We start from the raw sequence: 20,029 nt of genomic DNA, 5'->3' as shown, positions 1-20,029 counted from the left end.
GGGAGTGCTCGATGAAGGCCGCCGTCCTCCATGAAGTCAACAAGCCTCTGGTCATCGAGGATGTCAGCCTGCCGAAGCCCGGCCCGCGCGAGGTCCTGATCCGGACGTCGGTCGCAGGTCTCTGCCACTCCGATCTGCACTTCATGGAAGGCCTGTATCCGCATCCGCTGCCTGCGGTGCTCGGGCACGAGTCCGCCGGCGTCGTCGAGCAGGTCGGCTCCGATGTGACTTATGTGAAGCCCGGTGATCATGTCGTGACCTGCCTTTCGGTGTTCTGCGGCACCTGCGACAATTGCACCACGGGCCGCACCGTGCTCTGCACCGACACCACGGTGAAATTGCTGCCGGGGGCCTCTAATCGGATGCAGTGGGCCCGCTCGGAGAAGCTTCATCAGTTTCTCAACCTCTCTTCTTTCGCCGAGCAGATGCTGGTGCACGAGAACGCGATCGTCAAAATCCGCAAGGAGATGCCGCTCGATCTCGCCGCGCTGATCGGCTGCGGCGTCATTACCGGCTACGGCGCGGTCGTGAACACGGCGAAGGTGACGGCCGGCGAGACCGTGGCCGTGATCGGCTGCGGCGGTGTCGGCATGGCTGCGATCAACGGCGCGCAGATCGCAGGCGCCGGCCGCATCATCGCCATCGACACCAATCCGGCCAAGCTCCAGCTTGCGACCAAGCTTGGCGCCACCGACATCATCAACCCGGCAGACGGCGACGTCGTGAAGCAGGTGCGCGATCTCACCAATGGCGGCGTGCATCATTCCTTCGAGGTGCTCGGCCGCAAGGAGACCGCCGAGCAGGCCTTCGGTATGCTCGCCTCGGGCGGCACGGCCACCATCGTCGGCATGATTCCGTTCGGCCAGAAGATCGAGCTGCATGGCTTCGACTTCCTGCGCGAGCGCAGGATCCAGGGCTCCTCGATGGGCTCGAACCATTTTCGCGTCGACATGCCGCGGCTGGTGGATTTCTACCTGCGCGGTCGGCTGCACCTGGAAGACTGGATCTCGGCCAAGCTGAAGCTCTCCGAGATCAACGAAGGCTTTGCAAACATGAAAGCCGGCAAGACGCTGCGCAGCGTGATCATGTTCGACAGCTGATGGCTGGATGAGGCGGGACGCTCAGGATTGAGGCAACTGGTCCGGGCCGGCCAGGTCGCAACGCGACTCTTTCAGGAGCAGCAGCGCCGCAGCTGTGACGAGACCGGTGGTGAGCAGGTACACGGGCGATATGTTCAAACCGGGCCCCTCGAAGACCAGATAAGAGAACAGTCCCGCGGTCGACACGATGAAGCCGAGCCAGGCAAGGCTCGGAAAACGAAATCCACGTTCGCCGCGCCAAAGATCAAGCACGAGGTAGTACACGAGAATGGTGTTGCAGAGTGCCGCCGGCAGCACGCCCAGGACGATTCCGCTTTCGAACGCCAGATAGGATAATACGCCGTTGACCTGGGCAATCACCGCGAAGGGCACATAGCGCGGATTGAGGCAGGCCAGGGCGATCGACGCAAGCTCGAACGCGTAGAAATACCGCTCGTGCATCTTCGGAAGCAGATACGGCATGAGCATGAGCGATACACACGCGGCCAGCAGAATAAACTCCGGCCCCGTCCGTCGAGAGCGCGCGATGAAGATCGACAAGGCGAGCCCGCTCGCGGCCGCGAGCACCATGCCGACGGCGACTCCGATCGCGTACGGCATTCCGCCAGCCAGCACCCAGATGTTCGCTGCGTTCATGGTGAGGCGATCGAAGGTGTGAGCCTGGTCCAAATAGACCGCGAACACGGAGGCCAAGGATCTCCCCGCGACCAGAACCGGAATGGCGAGGACAACATAGATCCCGGGAACGGTGGCGAGCCATGCCAGGTGGATCCTGCGGCGCAGAATCATGCCGAGCACGAAGGGTCCCAGGAACACGCCCTGAGCCTTCACCGAAAAGGCCATCGCAAATGACGCAACGCCATTTCGGTCCTGCATGAACAGCGCCACGGAAACCAGCGTGAAGAAGGTCCAGATCGAATCACTCTCCGCCCACACTGCGCCATTGAAAATCACCGTCGGTGCAAGCCAAACCGCGCAGAAGGCCAGGGAAGCGCGTAATGGCAACTTTGTCGCTCGCCAGACGATCTGGGCCACAGTGATCGCGCAGCCCAACTCGAATACTGCCGAGATCGCTTTCACATGGGAAAGTGGCTCGCCTAGCCAATCAAATCGGGCGGCAATCAGCAGGAGATAGCTGTAGAACGGCGTATAGTTGGTAAAGGCTTCGGCCAGTCCAGCGACACCGTGATCGCGAGCGAAGACATACCAGGGGATCAGATGCTGAATGGCGTCGTCGGTCGCGTGCTTCCGGGCGAAGTAGCGGAGCGCAAGGCCCACGAGTCCGCATCCGATCGCTACGGCAATTGCAAGCGGCCAATGGTTTGGTGGCGTCTTGTCCGCCTTGACGTCATGACCAGCCCCGCGGATCGCGTCGCTTCCAACAATGTCGTTTGTCACGCGATCACTCGTGAGGCTCCATTTTCGTGACCTAACCTCTACGGGCCATCAATTCACAGTTGCATAACGTCTGGTTTCGCAGGTCTTAGGATTGCGGCGAACCGGTTGCTTGGTTAGCGAATACTTTATGAACTGCTTCGGGGCATGATGCGGAGGATCGAGCGGAACTACCGCTGCAAATGTCGCGTAAAGATCCGCACCACGTGACCCCTGACCCGCGGCGCCTCGTCGTAGAGGTCTGAGGCGAGCCGCTCGATGGTCTCGCGCAGCGACAGGAACTGGGCCTGCCGCGCGCTGCTTTCGGTGCCCTGCATGCCCGCAAGCTCGTCCATCGCGGCGTCGCTGATCTGGCACTGCACGACCTCGTCGTCGTTCAGCATGGTGAAGCGAAAGGCGAGCCGTTCGAGATCATGGCCAATGATCCTGTCGCGCATGAGTGGCATCAAATCGTCCCGGTCGACCCCCGCGCCGAAAATGCCGAAAATCCCGCTGCTTGTCAGCAGCAAAGGCAATCCATCGCCTACTGGAACGCAACTTCGGCGAAACTGCGGAGCTTTCGCGAATGCAGCCGCTCGGATTCCTGCTGCTTGAGCCGTTCCAGCGCCTTCAAGCCGATCTCGAGATGCTGGCCGACGCGGCGGCGGTAGAATTCGCTGGCCATGCCTGCGAGCTTGATCTCGCCGTGCAGAGGCTTGTCGGAGACGCACAGCAGCGTGCCGTAGGGAACGCGGAAGCGGTAGCCGTTAGCGGCAATCGCGGCCGATTCCATGTCGAGCGCAACCGCGCGCGACTGCGACAAGCGGCGAATGACATCGGGCCCGCTGATCTCCCAATTGCGGTTGTCGACGCTCGCGACGGTGCCGGTGCGCATCAGGCGCTTGAGCTCGAACCCTTCGAGCCCGGTGACGTCCTCCACCGCGTCCTCGAGCGCGACCTGCATCTCCGCGAGCGCCGGGATCGGCACCCACAGCGGCAATTCACGATCGAGCACATGGTCCTCGCGAACGTAGCCATGGGCGAGCACGTAGTCGCCGAGCCGCTGCGTGTTGCGCAGGCCCGCGCAATGGCCGAGCATCAGCCAGGCATGGGGCCGCAGCACGGCAACATGGTCGGTGACGTTGCGCGCGTTGGACGGACCGGTGCCGATGTTGATCAGGGTGATGCCGCGATAGCCGGGCGCGACCAGATGGAAGGCTGGCATCTGCGGCCCGCGCGCGGGCGCAACGCCCGTCGTCGCGCCGCCGCTGCGCGTGATCACATTGCCTGGAGCGACGAAGGCATCGAGGCCGGCCTCGCCAGCCTGAAGCCGCTGCTGGCAGAGTTGCGCGAAGGCGTCGACGTAGAACTGATAGTTGGTGAAGATCACGAAGTTCTGGAAATATTCGGGGTCGGTGCCTGTGTAATGGTAGAGCCGGCGTAGCGAGTAGTCGACGCGGGCCGCCCGAAACAGGGACAGCGGCTCGGGCGCGCCAGGCTGGAGCTCGAAAGTGCCGTCGGCGATGGCATCGTCCATGGTCGCAAGATCAGGCACGTCGAACGCATCGCGCAGCGACCGCGTCACGGGCGAATTCTCGCTGGTGGTGATGGCGGCTTCGATGTTGATGTCGCGGCGGTAGGCAAAGTGAACGGGGATCGGTTCGTCGGACTCGCCGATTTCGACCGGAACGCCGTGGTTCTGGATCAACAATCCGATCTGCTCGGTCAGATAAGTCCGGAACAGATCCGGACGCGTGACGCTGGTCTCGTGCACGCCGGGCCGGGCGACGAAGCCGTAGGCGAGACGCGAATCCAGCCGCGCATGCGTCGCGGTGGTGACACGGACGAAGGGATAGAAGGCCCGCACCCGCGTCGTGATTGCCTCGCCGTTGACGTAAGCTTCGAACCGGTCTCGCAGGAACTTCGTGTTGCGCTCGTAGATCTGTTCGAGGCGGGCGACGGCGAGGCCGGCGTCGAAAAAGGATTCGGTGGAGACGGAGGGTGGAGATTGGATCGATTGCATTGTTCGACGCCGGGTTGCTGGGGCTGAATCGAACTATAGCAAGAAAACTAAAGCAAGAAAGAAGCCGCCCGTCATTGCGAGCGTAGCGAAGCAATCCAGAAATCTCGCCGTGGAGGCAACCTGGATTGCTTCGCTGCGCTCGCAATGACGAAAGGAGGCGATGACGCGCCTTCGCGCGTCACTTCTCCCGGAACGCGCGCATGAACTGGTCGTGCAGCGGCTTCATCAGATAGGACAGCATGGTGCGGTCGCCGGTCTGGACGAAGGCTTCCGCCGGCATGCCGGGGATCAGCCTGGAGTCACCGAGCTTGGCGACCTCTTCCGCGGACAGCGAGACGCGGATGGTGTAGTAGCTCTGGCCGGTGCGCTGATCGGTGGTGACGTCGGGCGAGACGCGGCTGACGATGCCGTTGAGCTCGGGCGTAGTGCGCTGGTTGAAGGCGGACAGGCGCAGCAGCGTCTTCTGGCCGATCTGGAGCTTGTCGATATCGACCGGATTGACCTTGGCTTCGACCTGGAGATCGTCGGCCTGCGGCACGATCAGCATGAGGGCGTCGCCGGCGGTGATGACGCCACCAACCGTATGCACGGTCGATTGCAGCACCATGCCGTCCTGCGGCGCGCGGATGTCGACGCGGCGAAGCTGGTCCTCGGCGGCGACCTTGCGCTCGATCATTTCTCCGATCTTGTCGTTGGTCTCGCGCAGATCCTTGGAGACCTCGCTGACCATGTCCTTGTCGACCTGGATGATCTGGAGCTCGGTCTCGGTGATCTTGCCTTTGGCCTGCGCGCGCGAGGCGATGTACTGCGCGCGCTCGCCGTTGAGGCGGGCGCTGTCGCGTTCGAGCGTGGTCAGGCGGGAGATCTGCACCAGGTGCTTGTCATAGAGATCCCGGACACCGACGAGCTCCTGCTGCACCAGCGAGATTTCCCTGTCCTTGGCCCGCTCCTGCGCGGAGAGGCCCTCGATCTCCTCGTTGAGCTGCTGGATGCGCTCGCGCAGCTGCGCCTTCTGGCCGGCGCGTCCGTTGACGCGAACGTCGAACAGCTTGGTTTCGGCGGAGAGCAGCGCCTTGACGTCGGGATCGTTGCCGCGATCGAGCAGCGCTTGCGGGTAGTCGATCCTGTCGATCCCGCGCTGCTCGGCCTGGAGCCGCGCGGCACGCGCCTGCGCTGCGTCGAGATTCTTGGTGACGATGGCGAGGTTGGCCTTGGTGACGGTGTCGTCCAGCCGCACCACGATGTCACCGGCCTTGACCACGTCGCCATCGCGAGCGCGCAGCTCGCCGACCACGCCGCCGGTCGGATGCTGCACCTTCTTGACGTTGGATTCGACCACGATCTGGCCGGGCGCGATCAGCGCGCCCGAGATCTGCACGGTCGATCCCCAGCCGCCGAGCCCGACCAGGAGCACCAGCACGATCCCAAGCCCGAGCATCAGGTGAAACCGGATCGACTGCCGTACGGTCCGCTTCGCGGCGGGCTTCGCCCCGCCGAGCGCCATCGTGCTCATGCCTTGGCTCCGCCTTCGCTGACGATCTTGATCGGCGCCGGCGGCGTCACACGCGGCTGGAGCACCTGGGCGAGCACCTGCTCCTTCGGCCCGAAGGCCTGCATGCGGCCGTCACGCAGCACCAGGATCTGGTCGACCGCTTCCACGCCGATCGGGCGATGTGCCACCACGACGACGATGGCGCCGCGCTCGCGCGCCGCACGGATGGCGCGGGTCAGCGCTTCGTCGCCTTCGGTATCGAGATTGGAATTGGGCTCGTCGAGCACGATCAGGAACGGGTTGCCATAGAGCGCGCGCGCCAGTGCCACGCGCTGCGCCTGGCCCGCGGAGAGCGCCGTGCCCTGCTCGCCGACCTGGGTGTTGTAGCCCTCGCGCATCTTGATGATCATCTCGTGCACGCCGGCTTCCTTGGCGGCGGCGATGATGCCGTCAGACGTGGCCTCGGGATCGAAGCGGCTGATGTTCTGCGCGATGGTGCCGCCGAACAATTCGACGTCCTGCGGCAGATAGCCGATATGGCGGCCAAGCATGTCCGACGACCATTGGTCGAGCGCCGCGCCGTCGAGCCGCACCTTGCCGCGGACCGGTTGCCAGACGCCGACCAGCGCGCGGATCAGCGACGACTTGCCGGAGCCGCTCGGTCCGATTACGCCGAGGCCGTTGCCGGCTTCGAGCGCAAAGGTGACGTCCTGCACGATGAGGCGCTGGTCGCCCGGCGGCACCATGGCGATGCCTTCGACCGAGAGGCGGCTGGTCGGCGCCTGCAGCTGGGTCGGCATCGTCTGCGCCGGCATCTGCTCCAGTAGGCGGGTCAGGCGATGCCAGCTCTGGCGTGCCGCGACAAAGGATTTCCAGTGCGCGATCGCGAGGTCGACCGGCGCGAGCGCACGGGCCGAGAGGATCGAGCCGGCGATGATGATGCCGGCGGTCGCCTCCTGATGGATGACGAGATAGGCGCCGACCGCGAGCACCGCCGATTGCAGCATCATGCGCAGCACTTTTGCGACCGCGCCGAGACCGCCGGCGACGTCGCTCGCACGCTGGTTGCCGTCGAGATATTTTTCGTTGGCCTCGCTCCAGCGCGCGTTCATCCGGCCGGCCATACCCATCGACACCATGACTTCGGCATTGCGGCGGCTGGCTTGGGCGAGATCGTTGCGCTGGGCGGCAAGGCCCATCGCGTCCTTCGCCGGCTGGCGCGACATGAACTCGGTGACCAGCGTCAACCCGACCAGGATGACGGCGCCGACCAGCGCGGTGAGGCCGATCATGACGTGGAAGGCGAAGCAGATGGCGAGATAGAGCGGCAGCCAGGGCAGGTCGAAGAACGCGCTCGGTCCCATGCCCCCGAGGAAGGAGCGGACATTGTCGAGATCGCGCAGCGGCTGAAGCCCCTCGTTGCGGCTGCCGACCAGCAGCGGCAGGCGCACGATGGTGTCGAACACCCGCTTGTTCAGGGCTTCGTCCAGCGCGGTGCCGACCCGACCCAGGATCCGGTTACGGATCATGTCCAGCACGCCCTGCGCCATGTAGAGGAAACTGGCGAGGACGATCAGGCCGACCAGGGTCGGAATGCTGCGGCTCGGCAGCACCCGGTCGTAGACCTCCAGCATGAAGATCGACCCGGTCAGATAGAGCAGGTTGATCATGCAGCTCATCAAGCCGACGCCGACAAACGCCGTGCGACAGGCGCGCAGCGCATCACCGAGCTCTGAGCGGCGGACGCCGGGAACGGCTGCCATCAGTCTGATCTCTTTCGGGTAGGGGCCAAAGTCCCTGATTTCAAAGGCAAATTCAGGAGTAATTGACCCGGATTAACATCGCGTTTGCGCTCATCGCCCAACGCAGTCGAATACCCGGGACCCCTATGGCCCACATCACCCCCGACCGGCCCTGCACGCAAGTCCGGAATCTCACGATCTTGCGGCTTTTTCTTGCAGACATGTCACCTCTCCCCGGGGGGAGAGGTCAAAAGTTCGATCAATTGAACTCGGGCGCCATTAGAACCGGCCACCGCCGCGGACCAACCGCACCACCAGCAGCAGGATGACCGCGCCGATCGCGGAATAGATGATCTCCGATATCAGTCCGGTGCCGATGTGAATGCCAAGCTTCGGAAACAGGAAGCTTGCCACCAGTGCGCCGGCGATGCCGACCACGATATCGCCGATAATGCCGAATCCGGTTCCGCGCACCACCTTGCCGGCCAGCCAACCCGCCACCAAGCCGACGAACAGGATGACAAGCAGGCCTTCATTGGAAATGTACATAAGTGAGGTCCCTCTCCGTGAACGGTTCCATGGAAGCGGAACCGGGATGAACGAGGTGTGAATGCTGTTCCCCGCTTCCCGGTCGCGGTCGAATGTCAGGACAGTGCGGTGACCGGCTCCGCCAGCACGCACCGTGCCGCCCGGCCCGGGCCGACCTCCACCGTCCCTGGCAGTTGTTCCAGGCAGCGCGGCTGGGCTACGGCGCAGCGGGGCGCAAAGGAGCAGTTGTGCGGCCTCTCGCCGAGCGACGGCGGGGTGCCGGGGATGGTCTCGAGCCGCTGTCCCCGCTTGGCCCCGTGGACGGTCGAGGCGAGCAGGCCCTTGGCGTAGGGATGCACCGGCGAGCGGACGATGTCGCGAAGCGTGCCCTGCTCCACGATCTGGCCGGCATACATCACCGCGACCCGGTCGCAGATCTCGATGGCGACCCCGATGTCATGGGTGACGAAGATGACGGACATGCCGAACTCGCGCTGCAATTCGCGCAACAGCAGCAGGATCTGGATCTGCACGGTGGCATCGAGCGCGGTGGTCGGCTCGTCGGCGAGCAATATCTTGGGACGACACGCGAGCGCCAGCGCGATCATCGCGCGCTGACGCATGCCGCCGGACATCTCGTGCGGATAGGCATCGAGCCGGCGCTTTGCGGAAGGAATGCGCACGACCTCGAGCATTTCGAGCGCCCTCGCCCTACCCTCCGCGTAAGACTTGCCTTCGTGACGCACCACGCTTTCGGCGATCTGCGCGCCGATGGTGTAGACCGGATCGAGCGCGAGCGCCGGCTCCTGAAAGATCATCGACACGGTCTGCCCACGGAACGACGACAGCTGCCCGTCGTTCATGGCGAGCACGTCGCGACCCATCACGTTGACCTTGCCCGTGATCTGGGTGCGCTTCTTCGGCAACAGCCGCATCAGTGCACGCAAGGTCACGCTCTTGCCCGAGCCGGACTCTCCGAGCAGGCCCAGCACCTCGCCGTCGCCGAGCGAGAGGCTGAGATCGTTCACGGCATAGACCGTACGCTCGCCGGTGAAGCGGATGTTGAGGCCTGAGATCTCGACGAGCTTTGTCATGACGGAAGTTTCGGCAGCCTGTCGTGATAGTCGGTGGCGCGCTGGAATGCGGCGCCGATGGTGAGCAGCGTCGCTTCATCGAACGAGCGGCCGATCAATTGCATGCCGATCGGAAGACCGCTCTTGGTGAAGCCCGAGGGCACCGTGAGCGACGGCAGGCCGAGGTAATTCACCGGACGGGTGAACAGCGTCAGCCGCTGCAACAGCGCCGGCGCGTTCGGCCCGCCGCCGACGTCGCTCTCCTCGATCGTCGGCGCCGGCACCGGCGACGCGGGCGCGATGATCGCATCGACACCTGATGTCGCAGCGTGGTGCGCAGCGAGCGCCGGTCCGCGCCAGCGCATCGCCTCGAGATAGGTGATGGCGGGCACCGCGAGCCCGTTCTGAAGCCGCATCAACACCTGCGGACCATAATCCTGCGGCCGCTCGATCATCCAGCGCTTGTGGAAAGCGGCGGCTTCGGCTGCAAGCACGAGCTGGCTTGCCGAGGACAATTGCCGCTGGTCGGGCAGCTCAACCGTGACGATGTCGGCGCCCTCGCGCTTGAGCACCGCAATGGTCTCGTCCAGCACGCGCGCGACCTCGCCGTCGAGATCGTCGACATAAAAGGACGAGGGGACGCCGACCTTGAGGCCCTTCAGCGAGCCCTTGGTCGCGCCGACATAGTCAGATAGCGGCTCATGACTGCAGGTCGAATCCTCGGGATCAGGGCCGGCCATCAGCGCCAGCAGCAGCGCGCAATCCTCGGCGGTGCGGGCGAGCGGGCCGACCGTGTCGAGCGACTGCGACAGCGGCATCGCGCCGGCGCGGCTGACCCGGCCAACGGTGGTCTTCAGTCCCGTCACGCCGCAGAAATGCGCGGGCATGCGGATCGAGCCGCCGGTGTCGGAGCCGAGCGCGGCATAGGTCAATCGCGCCGCGACCGCCGAGCCCGAGCCTGACGACGAGCCGCCGGTGATGTGCGCGACATTCCAGGGATTGCGAACCGGACCATAATGGGCGTTATGACCGGTCGGGCCATAGGCGAACTCCGCCAGATGCAGCGTGCCGAGCCGAACCTGGCCGGCGTCCTTCAGCCGCTGCAAGGCAGTGGAGGTGACGGTCGGAACGAAATCGCGGCGGATCAGCGAGCCGCAGGTCGCGACGTGACCGGCATCGTAATACATGTCCTTGTGCGCGAGCGGCACGCCATGCAACGATCCGCGGACTTCGCCCTTGGCGAGTTTGGCGTCTGCGGCATCGGCGGCCTTCAGCGCCGCCTCCGATTCGATCGACATGAAGGCGTTGAGATGCGGCTGCCACTGCGCGATACGATGCAGCAGCGCGCGCGTCACCTCGTGTGAGGACACTTGCTTCATCGCAATCGCGCGCGCGACCTCGGTAAGCGTCATCAATGCGGGCTCGGTGCTCATTTCGAGACCTTCGCAGTCTGCGCGATCGGATAGAGCGCGGGCTCGAGATCGAACGGCAGCGTGCCGGCAATGGCCGCAAAGCCCTCGAAGGCCGGTCCGATGGAATTGGAGATGCGCGTCGCAATCTCGTCGTCGACGGGAACGCCGGCGACCTGTGCCGTCGCCTTGATCTCTTTCGTCGTCGGTCTCGTCATACGGTTTCCTCCTTGGGCGCGCGGCTATGGCCTGAACCCGGGATCGCCATGTAGCACGCGGCCTCGTGGCCCATTCTATCGAGCGCGGTGAGTTTTGGTGTCGCATTTGCGCAGAGCGGCTCCGCAAACGGGCAACGGGTGTGGAAGCGGCAGCCCGAGGGCGGATCGATCGGATTGGGCGGGTCGCCCGTGATCGGCGGCGTCTCGGTGCGGCGATCCGGATCCGAGGACGGCATCGCGGCGAGAAGTGCGCGAGTATAGGGATGGGCTGGCTGGTCCCAGACCTGGTCGACCGGGCCGAGCTCGACGACCTCGCCGAGATACATCACCAGCACGCGATCGCTGATGTAGCGCACGACGTTGAGATCGTGGCTGATGAAGAGATAGGTCAGGCCGAACTCGCTCTTGAGGTCGGCAAGCAAATTGAGCACTTGCGCCTCGACCGATTTGTCGAGCGCGGAAACCGCTTCGTCGAGAATCACCAGCCGCGGCGACAACGCCAGTGCACGTGCGATGTTGACGCGCTGGCGCTGGCCGCCGGAAATCTCGTGGGGGTAGCGGTTGGCAAAGTTTGCAGGAACCAGGCCCACCTTGCCCAGCAGCTCGCGCGCCAGCGCGCGCGCGGCGCCGTCGGCCATGCCGTGCACCTTGGGGCCGAAGGCGATCGACTCCTCGATGGTCAGGCGCGGATTGAGCGAGGCGTAGGAATCCTGGAACACCATCTGCATGCCGCGGCGCAGCTCTCGCAGGGAGAGCGACTGCCCGACGCTCATGCCATCATAAATGATATCGCCGGTGTCACGCGGCATCAGATGCATCAGCAGCCGCGCGGTGGTCGACTTGCCGCAACCGGACTCGCCAACGATGCCGACGGTCTCGCCCTTGGCAACGGTGAACGAGACATTATCAACCGCCCGCACGGTGCGCTTTGCGGCGAACAGGCCGCCACGCACCGGGAAATGCTTGGTCAGGCCGTTGACCTGGAGCAGCGGTTGAGCGACGCCGCCGAGGTCTTCGATCGGCTCCAGCATTACGACTGACGTGCTGACTTCGCTCATGGCTAGTTCCTGATGTCCATGGCGCTGCGCAGGCCGTCCGAGAGCAGGTTGAAGCAGATCGAGACCGCGAAGATCATCGCACCGGGGAGTGCGGCGACCCAAGGGTTGACATAGATCGCGGTCCGCAAGGTATTCAACATCAGGCCCCATTCCGGCTCGGGCGGTTTGGTGCCGAGGCCAAGGAAGGACAGGCCTGCCGCGAGGATCATCGAGACCGAGATCAGGCTGGTGGCGTAGACGAAGATCGAACCGAGCACATTGCCGAGGATATGAACGCGCATGATGGTGAACGGTCCCGCGCCCGAGGCGCGCGCGGCATCGACGAAGTCCATGTTGCGCACGCCGGTGGTGACGCTTTCGGCGACGCGGGTGATCTGTGGCACGAACACGACGGTCAACGACACGATGGAATTGAGGATGCCCGCGCCCAGCGCGCCCGAGATCGCGATCGCCAGCAGCACGGACGGAAACGCGTAGAACACGTCGATCGTGCGCATGATCGCGGTGTTGAGCTTGCCGCCGACATAGCCGGCAACGAGGCCGAGCGAGGTGCCGATGCAGAAGGCGAGGATCACAGGCAAAATGCCGATGAGAAGCGACAGCCGGCCGCCATAGATCAGGCGCGCCAGCATGTCGCGACCGAGCTCGTCGGTGCCGAGCGGGTAGCCTGATGTGCCGATGTGGCGCAGGCGGCGGATCATCGAGCCCTTGTAGGGATCTTCCAGACCGAGCCACGGCGCAACGATCGCGGACAGGAAGATCAGCAGCAGCACCAGCGCACAGACCATGCTGACCTTGTCGCGCCGGATACGACGGCCGACGGTCGCCCAATAGCCGCGCGCCTTGGTCGCGGGCGCGGACTGAAGCGCGGCGTCGCTTGTGACTGACAACGGAAGCTCGCTCATCGCTAGCCCCGCTTGATGCGCGGGTCGATCGCGGCTTGCGCGATGTCGACCAGCAGATTGAGGAAGACGAAGAACAGCGCCAGGATCAGGATCGTGCCCTGGAGCAGCGGCAGGTCGCGCTGGAAGATCGCCGAGTTGAGCAGGAAGCCCGAGCCCGGCCAGGAGAACACCGTCTCGATCAGGATCGAGCCGCCGAGCATGTAACCGAGCTGAAGTCCCATCACCGCGAGCGCGGTGGGCGCGGCGTTCTTGATGACGTGGCGGAACACGCCGCGCTCATGCAGGCCTTTTGCACGCAGCGCCTCGACGAAGTCCTGGCTGAGGATGTCGCCGGTCAGCGCGCGCACCGTGCGGGTGACGATGCCCATCGGGATCACGGAGGTCGTGATCGCCGGCAGCACGAGATATTGCAAATGCGCCCAGTCCCAGGCCCAGGCGGCCGAGCCGCCGGGTCCGGCGCCGACGGCGGGCAGCCAGTTCAGCTGGACCGAGAAGATGATGACGAGCACCATGCCTAGCCAATAATGCGGCACCGAAACGCCAGCGATGGCAAACGACGTCGCCAGCTTGTCGATCCAGGTCTCGCGGAAATAGCCGGCGATCAGGCCGAGCAGGACGCCCATCGTGAAGCCGATGATCGCCGCCGCGATCGCCAGCGTGACGGTGTTGCTGACCGCGCGCATGACCTCGGCGAGCACCGGGCGGCCCGTGGCGATGGAATTGCCGAGATCGCCATGCAGCGCGCGGAGCAGCCAAAGCCCGAACTGCACCGGCAGCGGGCGGTCGAAACCATAGGCGGTGCGGAGCTGCGCGGCGAGCTCCTGCGAAGCGTCGGCCGGCAGCACGGCGACGAGCGGATCGCCCGGCGTGATGTGCACGAGCAGAAAACACACCAGCGCGACGCTGATGACGATCGGGACGACGTAGACGATGCGTCTGGCGATATAGGCGAGCACGTTGTTTCTTTTCTTCCCTTCTCCCCTTGTGGGAGAAGGTGGCGCGAAGCGCCGGATGAGGGGTTGTTTCCCCGGATGCAGTGTTAACGAATAAGAGAGCGTCTCTCGCGGAGAGAGACCCCTCACCCGGCTTCGCTTCGCGAAGCCACCCTCTCCCGCAAGGGGAGAGGGTGCACTGAGCAAGCCGAGAGAATTACTGCAACGACACCAGCGAGAAGTCGATGAACCAGCTCTTCGGCTGCACGACGCCTGTCACCTTCGGGCTGATGGCGCGCGGGCCAACGTCGTGGGCGACGTAGAGGAAGGCTGCGTCGTCGACGGAGGCCGCGTGCAGTTCGGCGAGCGCGGCGTCACGCGCGGCGGGATCGAAGGTCTGCCGCGCCTTCTTCACCAGCTCGTCGAATTTGGGATTGTTGATGAAGCCCCAATTGTTCGAGACCGGCGGCGCCATGCCCGATTGCAGAAAGCGCACCAGCGCGAAGAACGGATCCATCGCCGCGTAGGTGACGTTGGTCGCGTTCGAGCCGTTGGCGCTGGGATCCTTGGCGCCGCGGCGCCAATTGGTGAACAGCGTATTCCACTCGATCACGTCCAGCTGCACGTCGAAATAGCATTCGGCCAGCGCCTGCTGGAGATATTCGTTCATCGGCAGCGGCTGCATCTGGCCCGAGCCGGACGCCGAGGTCTGGGTCTTCACCGTCAGCTTCTTGTTCGGGCCGAAGCCTGCCTCCTGCATCAGCTTCTGCGCAGCCACCTTGTCGTACTTGATCTCGAAGGTCGGCTTGCCGCGCCAGGGATGGCCGGCCTCGAAGGTGCCGGTCGCGGGCACCATCAACCCCGCGAGCAAGCCGTCCTTGAGCCCTTCGCGATCGACGCAGAGGTTCGCGGCCTTGCGCACGCGGATATCGTTCCAGGGCGAGCCCTCGACGCGCGAGAACTGCCACGGCCAGACGTGCGGCTGCTCGTTGGCGTAGAGCTTGAAGCCGCGCTGCTTCAATTCGGGCAAAGCGTCCGGCGCCGGCGCCTCGACCCAATCGACCTGCCCGGAAAGCAGCGCCGCAGTGCGCGCATTCGCTTCCGGCATCGGCAACAGCACCATCTTGTCAACTTTTGGCACGCGGTCCTTGTTCCAGTAGCCCGCATTCTTGACCAGTTCGAGCCGCTCGCGCGGCGTGAACGCGGCCATCTTCCACGGGCCGGTGCCCGCGGCGTCCTTGGCGAACGCGGTCCAAGCCGCCTGCGACTTCGCCTTGGCGTCGGCGCCCTCCGCCTTGTCGTAGAAATGCTGCCACTTCGCCGGGCTCGCCATGAAGAGGTTGGTGAGGTTGATCGGCAAAAAGCTGTCGGGCTCCTTGGTGGTGAGCTCGACCGTCATGTCGTCGACCTTCTTCGCGGATGCCAGCGTCGGCATGCGCGAGGCCGTGACGCCGACCTGGCTGGCGTCGAATTGCGGCGCGTCCTGCTTCAGCACTTTCTCGACATTCCACACCACGGCGTCTGCATTGAACGGCGAGCCGTCATGGAAGGTGACGCCCGGCCGCAGCTTGAAAGTCCATTTGGTCTTGTCGGCATCGTCGACCTTCCACTCGGTGGCAAGGCCGGGGATCACCACGCTCGCCTTGTCGGCCGAGGACAGATCCCAGCCGGTGAGCGCGTCATACATGGTGAGGCCGGTGAAGCGGTTGCCTTCAAAACCCTGATCGGGCTGGCCCAGCGTGCGCGGAATATCGGCAGCCGTCATGGCGATGCGCAGCACGGTTTCGGCACTTGCGGAGCGCGGCCACGCAGCCGCGCTACTGAGCGCCAGCAACGCGATCAGCGCCGCGCGGGTCTTGTTCTTATTGATAAGCATTGACTCAATCCTTTTCCGGCTTCGATGACTAATTTTGATGCAATCGTATGCAATGCCTATGCCAATGGGGAAACTTATTCTGCAAATTGCCCCTGCGACGACAAGTCCTTGTGATGACGCCTCGGTGAAAGCACCTTGCTGCCTATTCTGGCATCAAGATTGCAGGTTTGGCTCCGATTGTCCTTGAAGCCTTCCCTGGAGCTTTGGCCCATGCGTATCCGACTATCGACCTGTTTCGCCGTGCTTGCACTGGCGTTGTCCGCGATTCCCGCGGGCGCCGAGACGGTGCTGCGCTACGGCATCTCGATGGCGGACATCCCGCTGACGACCGGTCAGCCCGATCGCGGCGCCGGCGCCTATCAGTTCACGGCCTACACCATCTACGATCCGCTCGTGGCGTGGGAGATGGACGTCGCCGACCGCCCGGGAAAGCTGGTGCCGGGACTGGCCACCGAGTGGAAAGTCGATGACGAGAACAAGACCAAATGGCGCTTCACCTTGCGCAAGGGCGTGAAGTTTCACGACGGCAGCGAGTTCGACGCCGATGCCGTGATCTGGAATCTGGACAAGGTGCTCAACGACAAGGCGCCACAATTCGACAAGCGTCAGAGCGCGCAGGTCAAGACCCGCCTGCCTTCGGTCGCGAGCTACGCCAAGATCGACGACTCCACGGTGGAGATCACCACCAAGACGGTCGACTCGTTCTTCCCCTATCAGATGCTGTGGTTCCTGGTCTCGAGCCCGACGCAATACGAAAAGCTCGGCAAGGATTGGGACAAGTTCGCGAGCCAGCCTTCGGGAACGGGCCCGTTCAAATTGACAAAACTGGTGCCGCGCGAGCTCGCCGAGCTGACCAAGAATCCGGATTATTGGAACAAGAAGCGCATTCCCAAGGTCGACAAGCTCGTGCTGGTGCCGATGCCGGAAGCGCTGACGCGGACCAATGCGCTGCTCGCCGGGCAAGTCGATCTGATCGAGACGCCGGCGCCGGATGCCGTGCCGCAGCTCAAGGCTGCCGGCATGAAGCTCGTCGACAACGTCACGCCGCATGTCTGGAATTATCATCTGAGCGTGCTGCCGGGTTCGCCCTGGACCGACATCCGCCTGCGCAAGGCGCTGAACCTCGCGATCGATCGTGAAGCCGTGGTGGGCCTGATGAACGGCCTCGCAAAACCCGCCAAGGGACAGGTCGATCCGTCGAGCCCGTGGTTCGGCAAGCCGAGCTTCGAGCTGAAATACGATGTCGCCGCGGCGAAGAAGCTGGTCGAGGAAGCCGGCTACTCCAAGGCGAAGCCGCTGAAGGCGACCTTCATCATCGCACAGGGCGGCACCGGCCAGATGCTGTCGCTGCCAATGAACGAATTTTTGCAGCAGAGCTTCAAGGAGATCGGCATTGACATCGATTTCAAGGTGGTCGAGCTCGAGACGTTATACACGCACTGGCGCAAGGGCGCGGCCGACGAGATGAACGCCGGCATCACCGCCAACAACATCGCCTATGTCACCTCGGACCCGCTCTACGCCATCGTCCGCTTCTTCCATTCGAGCCAGATCGCGCCGGTCGGTGTCAACTGGGGCGGCTACAAGAATCCGAAGGTCGACGCGCTGATCGACGAGGCCAAGCAGACCTTCGACAGCACCAAGCAGGACGAGCTGCTGGCGCAGGCGCACGCGCTGATCGTCGACGACGCCACGCTGGTGTGGGTGGTGCACGACACCAACCCGCATGCGCTGTCGCCCAAGGTCAAGCAATTCGCACAGGCGCAGCACTGGTTCCAGGACCTCACGACGATCGGGGCGGAGTGAGGCTCAAGGCCGGCGGCACTCAGCTTCCGCAAACACACCGTCGTCCTGGCGAAAGCCAGGACCCATAACCACCGAATTTCGTTTGGCGAAGATTGGTGGTTGGCCGCTCGCCGCAACAACTTCTCCCTGGGGTAATGGGTTCTGGCGTCGCCAGGACGACAGCGAGTGTGTGGTTAGCTTCAAACCGCACATCTGCCCCCTACTTCGTCAGCAGCGCATACGCCCCGGTCCAGCCCTCCGGCGGCGGGTTGATCTGGAATTCCTTGATGCGCACTTCGTAGAGCTTGAACAGCTTTTCCAGAGTGTCGGCATCCTCGCTCCTGCGGCCGCGCTCGATCGCATCCAGTGCGCCCTGCCAGTCGCGGCTGCGATAGCAGGCGAGCATTTCGATGGTGACGTTGCGCAGGCGCTGGAAGGCGCCCGAAAGCATCACGTCCGCGCGGCCGGCGATCGCGTAGATCACTTCCGGCTCGGTCTTGCCCTTGACCATGATGAAGTCGAGCTCGAGAATCGCGAACTTGTCCTTGGCGGCGAGCGCGGTGCGCGAGCCAACGATGATCGGAAAGCCGTACTCCTTCGACTGGCCTTCCAGGCGCGACGCCAGGTTGACGCTGTCGCCGAGCACCGAATAGTTCTTCTTCAGGTCGGAGCCCATGTTGCCGACCACGCCGATGCCGGTGTTGAGACCGATACCGACATTGAGCGGGATGTAGACGTGGCCGCCATCGACGGCTTCCTGCTCGCGGTCCTTGTTCACCGCGTCGATCCTCTCCAACATCTGGATCGCGGCCTCACAGGCGTTGACCTCGTGCTCGGCATCGTCAAGCGGCGCGTTCCAGAACGCCATGATGGCGTCGCCCATATATTTGTCGATATAGCCCTTCTGATCGATGATCACGTCGGTCAGCGGGGTCAGGAAACGGTTCATCAGCGCGATCAGGCCCTGCGGATCGTGCTTGTAGGTTTCCGAGATGGTGGTGAAGCCGCGCACGTCGGAGAACATGATCGTCATCTCGCGCTCCTCGCCGCCGAGGACGAGCTTTTCCGGTGACTGCGCGAGCTGCTCGACCAGCACCGGCGACATGTATTGCGCGAACATGCCGCGAATCTGCACGCGCTGCCGCTGCTCGCGCACGAAGCTGGCAAAGATCAGCGTCAAATAGATCGCCGTGGTCGAGAGCAGCGGATAGGTGAAATCGATCAGATAGCGGTATTGCACGTAAAAGAACCAGGACACTCCGATCAGGATCGCGGCGAAGGTCGCGCCGGCAAGCACGAGGCGGACCGGTCCGAGGTTCGGCGTGAAGATGATGACGAGCAAGCCGATGATGAGCGCGGCGAGCAGCTCGACGCCGAGCGCGTAGTTCGGCTGGGATATTACCGCGCCGCTCAGCACGCTCTCCAGCACCTGCGCATGGATCTCGACGCCCGGCATGGTCGAGGACACCGGCGTGGTCTTGATGTCATTGAGCCCAACCGCGGAGGTGCCGATCAGCACCAGCTTGCCGGCGATCTTGTTCGGCGGCACGGTATTGTCGAGCACGTCGGCAGCCGAGACGTAGATCGAGGGATCCTGGCGCGCATAATGCACCCACAGCTGACCGTTCCTGTCGGTTGGGATCTCCACGCCCTTGAGACGCACGGCCCGCACGCCGGTCTTGTCGGTCCGAACCAGCAGCGTCGGCGTGCCCGTGACGACGCGCAAAATCTCGAGGCTGAGCGAGGGCATGACCATGCCCTGGGCGCGCATGATCATCGGCACGCGCCGGATCAGGCCGTCGCGCTCGGTCTTGATCGAGAACAGGCCGCGGCCGGCCGCGACCTTCTCGATCTCGGGCACGTTGCGCAACAGCCCGGGAAATTCGAACAGGAAGCGCTCGGCGCCCTCTTCGCCGACCGTTGCGACGCCCGTAAAGGGCAGCGTCTTGTCGACCTCGGACGAAATCGCCCGCTGCCCAGTCTCGCCCAGGATCACGCGCGAGCGCTTGATCGCGTCGGCGAGGATCTGGTCGTTGCTCGGCAGCTCGCGCAGCTTGGCGCGGGTGGCGTCGTCCAGGTACCGCATCTGGCTCGCGACCAGATCCGGATTGAGCCGATCAGCCTCCGAGAACACCACGTCGAAGCCGATTGCCACCGCACCGTTATTGGTGAGGTTCTGGATCAGGTCGGCGATCCGTGTCCGCGGCCACGGCCACTGGCCGAGCTTGGCGAGGCTCTTGTCGTCGATGTCGACGATGGTGACCGGCCGCACCGTCTTGTGACGCGGATCGATCAACTGAAACATGTCGAAGGTGCGCAGCCGCAGTTCCTGGATCGGCGGCGGATCCCAGAGGCGAGCGCCGGCAAACACGACGAGCAGCGCAAGGCACATCAGCCGCGCAAACCCAAACTTCCGCGCAAACCACCGCCGCAGGATCTTGAGACGTTTCATTTCAGTAGGACTTCCTGCCCTGCCTCGCGCCGTGCGCACTGATCATGCAGCGCCGGAACGCG

Annotated in this window: 16 protein-coding genes; 2 read left to right on the top strand and 14 right to left on the bottom strand. The window is 64.1% G+C overall.

The features are described 5' to 3' along the window. The first annotated feature begins 11 nt into the window (after positions 1–11). On the top strand, positions 12–1,100 hold the full coding sequence (locus IVB45_RS03070; protein WP_027570101.1) for a Zn-dependent alcohol dehydrogenase: 1,089 nt from the start codon (positions 12–14) through the stop codon (positions 1,098–1,100). Between the two features lie 21 nt (positions 1,101–1,121). Here the strand turns inward: IVB45_RS03070 and IVB45_RS03065 are convergent, their stop codons facing one another. From IVB45_RS03065 to IVB45_RS03005, 13 genes are all read right to left on the bottom strand, one after another. Beyond that, on the bottom strand, positions 1,122–2,498 hold the full coding sequence (locus tag IVB45_RS03065) for a hypothetical protein (RefSeq protein WP_247362899.1): 1,377 nt from the start codon (positions 2,496–2,498) through the stop codon (positions 1,122–1,124). Between the two features lie 167 nt (positions 2,499–2,665). Continuing rightward, a complete protein-coding gene (locus IVB45_RS03060; protein WP_027570099.1) occupies positions 2,666–2,941 on the bottom strand; it encodes a DUF1488 family protein in 276 nt (91 codons plus the stop codon). A gap of 77 nt (positions 2,942–3,018) precedes the next feature. Further along, the gene (locus IVB45_RS03055) at positions 3,019–4,497 is read right to left on the bottom strand and encodes an AMP nucleosidase (protein WP_247362900.1); all 1,479 of its coding nucleotides are present in this window, start codon (positions 4,495–4,497) and stop codon (positions 3,019–3,021) included. A 178-nt stretch (positions 4,498–4,675) separates the two neighbouring features. Further along, positions 4,676–6,010, bottom strand: coding sequence for an HlyD family type I secretion periplasmic adaptor subunit (locus IVB45_RS03050; protein ID WP_027570097.1), 1,335 nt, complete (start codon positions 6,008–6,010; stop codon positions 4,676–4,678). Next, positions 6,007–7,752, bottom strand: a complete 1,746-nt coding sequence (locus IVB45_RS03045) for a type I secretion system permease/ATPase (RefSeq protein ID WP_247362901.1) — start codon at positions 7,750–7,752, stop codon at positions 6,007–6,009. The genes IVB45_RS03050 and IVB45_RS03045 overlap by 4 nt, the downstream gene beginning before the upstream one ends. A gap of 258 nt (positions 7,753–8,010) precedes the next feature. Then, positions 8,011–8,280 carry a GlsB/YeaQ/YmgE family stress response membrane protein gene (locus IVB45_RS03040; protein WP_007605178.1) on the bottom strand — a complete coding sequence of 90 codons (270 nt, stop codon included), beginning with the start codon at positions 8,278–8,280 and terminating at the stop codon, positions 8,011–8,013. A 95-nt stretch (positions 8,281–8,375) separates the two neighbouring features. Then, the gene (locus IVB45_RS03035; protein WP_247362902.1) at positions 8,376–9,353 is read right to left on the bottom strand and encodes an ABC transporter ATP-binding protein; all 978 of its coding nucleotides are present in this window, start codon (positions 9,351–9,353) and stop codon (positions 8,376–8,378) included. Next, a complete protein-coding gene (locus IVB45_RS03030; RefSeq protein WP_247362903.1) occupies positions 9,350–10,765 on the bottom strand; it encodes an amidase in 1,416 nt (471 codons plus the stop codon). Before IVB45_RS03030 ends, IVB45_RS03035 begins: the two co-directional genes overlap by 4 nt. Continuing rightward, positions 10,762–10,959, bottom strand: a complete 198-nt coding sequence (locus tag IVB45_RS03025) for a hypothetical protein (protein ID WP_247362904.1) — start codon at positions 10,957–10,959, stop codon at positions 10,762–10,764. The genes IVB45_RS03030 and IVB45_RS03025 overlap by 4 nt, the downstream gene beginning before the upstream one ends. After that, positions 10,956–12,017 carry an ABC transporter ATP-binding protein gene (locus IVB45_RS03020; protein ID WP_247362905.1) on the bottom strand — a complete coding sequence of 354 codons (1,062 nt, stop codon included), beginning with the start codon at positions 12,015–12,017 and terminating at the stop codon, positions 10,956–10,958. Before IVB45_RS03020 ends, IVB45_RS03025 begins: the two co-directional genes overlap by 4 nt. Positions 12,018–12,019: 2 nt before the next feature. Continuing rightward, positions 12,020–12,922, bottom strand: coding sequence for an ABC transporter permease (locus tag IVB45_RS03015; protein WP_027570091.1), 903 nt, complete (start codon positions 12,920–12,922; stop codon positions 12,020–12,022). Between the two features lie 2 nt (positions 12,923–12,924). After that, positions 12,925–13,878, bottom strand: a complete 954-nt coding sequence (locus tag IVB45_RS03010; protein ID WP_247362906.1) for an ABC transporter permease — start codon at positions 13,876–13,878, stop codon at positions 12,925–12,927. Positions 13,879–14,071: 193 nt separating this feature from the next. Beyond that, positions 14,072–15,730, bottom strand: coding sequence for an ABC transporter substrate-binding protein (locus IVB45_RS03005; protein ID WP_247362907.1), 1,659 nt, complete (start codon positions 15,728–15,730; stop codon positions 14,072–14,074). Between the two features lie 210 nt (positions 15,731–15,940). Between IVB45_RS03005 and IVB45_RS03000 the strand changes: the two genes are divergently transcribed. After that, complete coding sequence (locus IVB45_RS03000; RefSeq protein ID WP_247362908.1) at positions 15,941–17,536, top strand: ABC transporter substrate-binding protein; 1,596 nt, start codon at positions 15,941–15,943, stop codon at positions 17,534–17,536. Between the two features lie 199 nt (positions 17,537–17,735). Here the strand turns inward: IVB45_RS03000 and IVB45_RS02995 are convergent, their stop codons facing one another. Next, positions 17,736–19,967 (bottom strand): adenylate/guanylate cyclase domain-containing protein, encoded by a 2,232-nt coding sequence (locus IVB45_RS02995; RefSeq protein ID WP_247362909.1) that lies wholly within the window; start codon positions 19,965–19,967, stop codon positions 17,736–17,738. Positions 19,968–20,029 lie beyond the last annotated feature (62 nt).

It is taken from the genome of Bradyrhizobium sp. 4, from assembly GCF_023100905.1.
GTDB lineage: Bacteria > Pseudomonadota > Alphaproteobacteria > Rhizobiales > Xanthobacteraceae > Bradyrhizobium.
The sequence above is the reverse complement of the archived record's forward strand: the minus strand, read 5'-3'. Positions and strand labels throughout refer to the sequence as shown.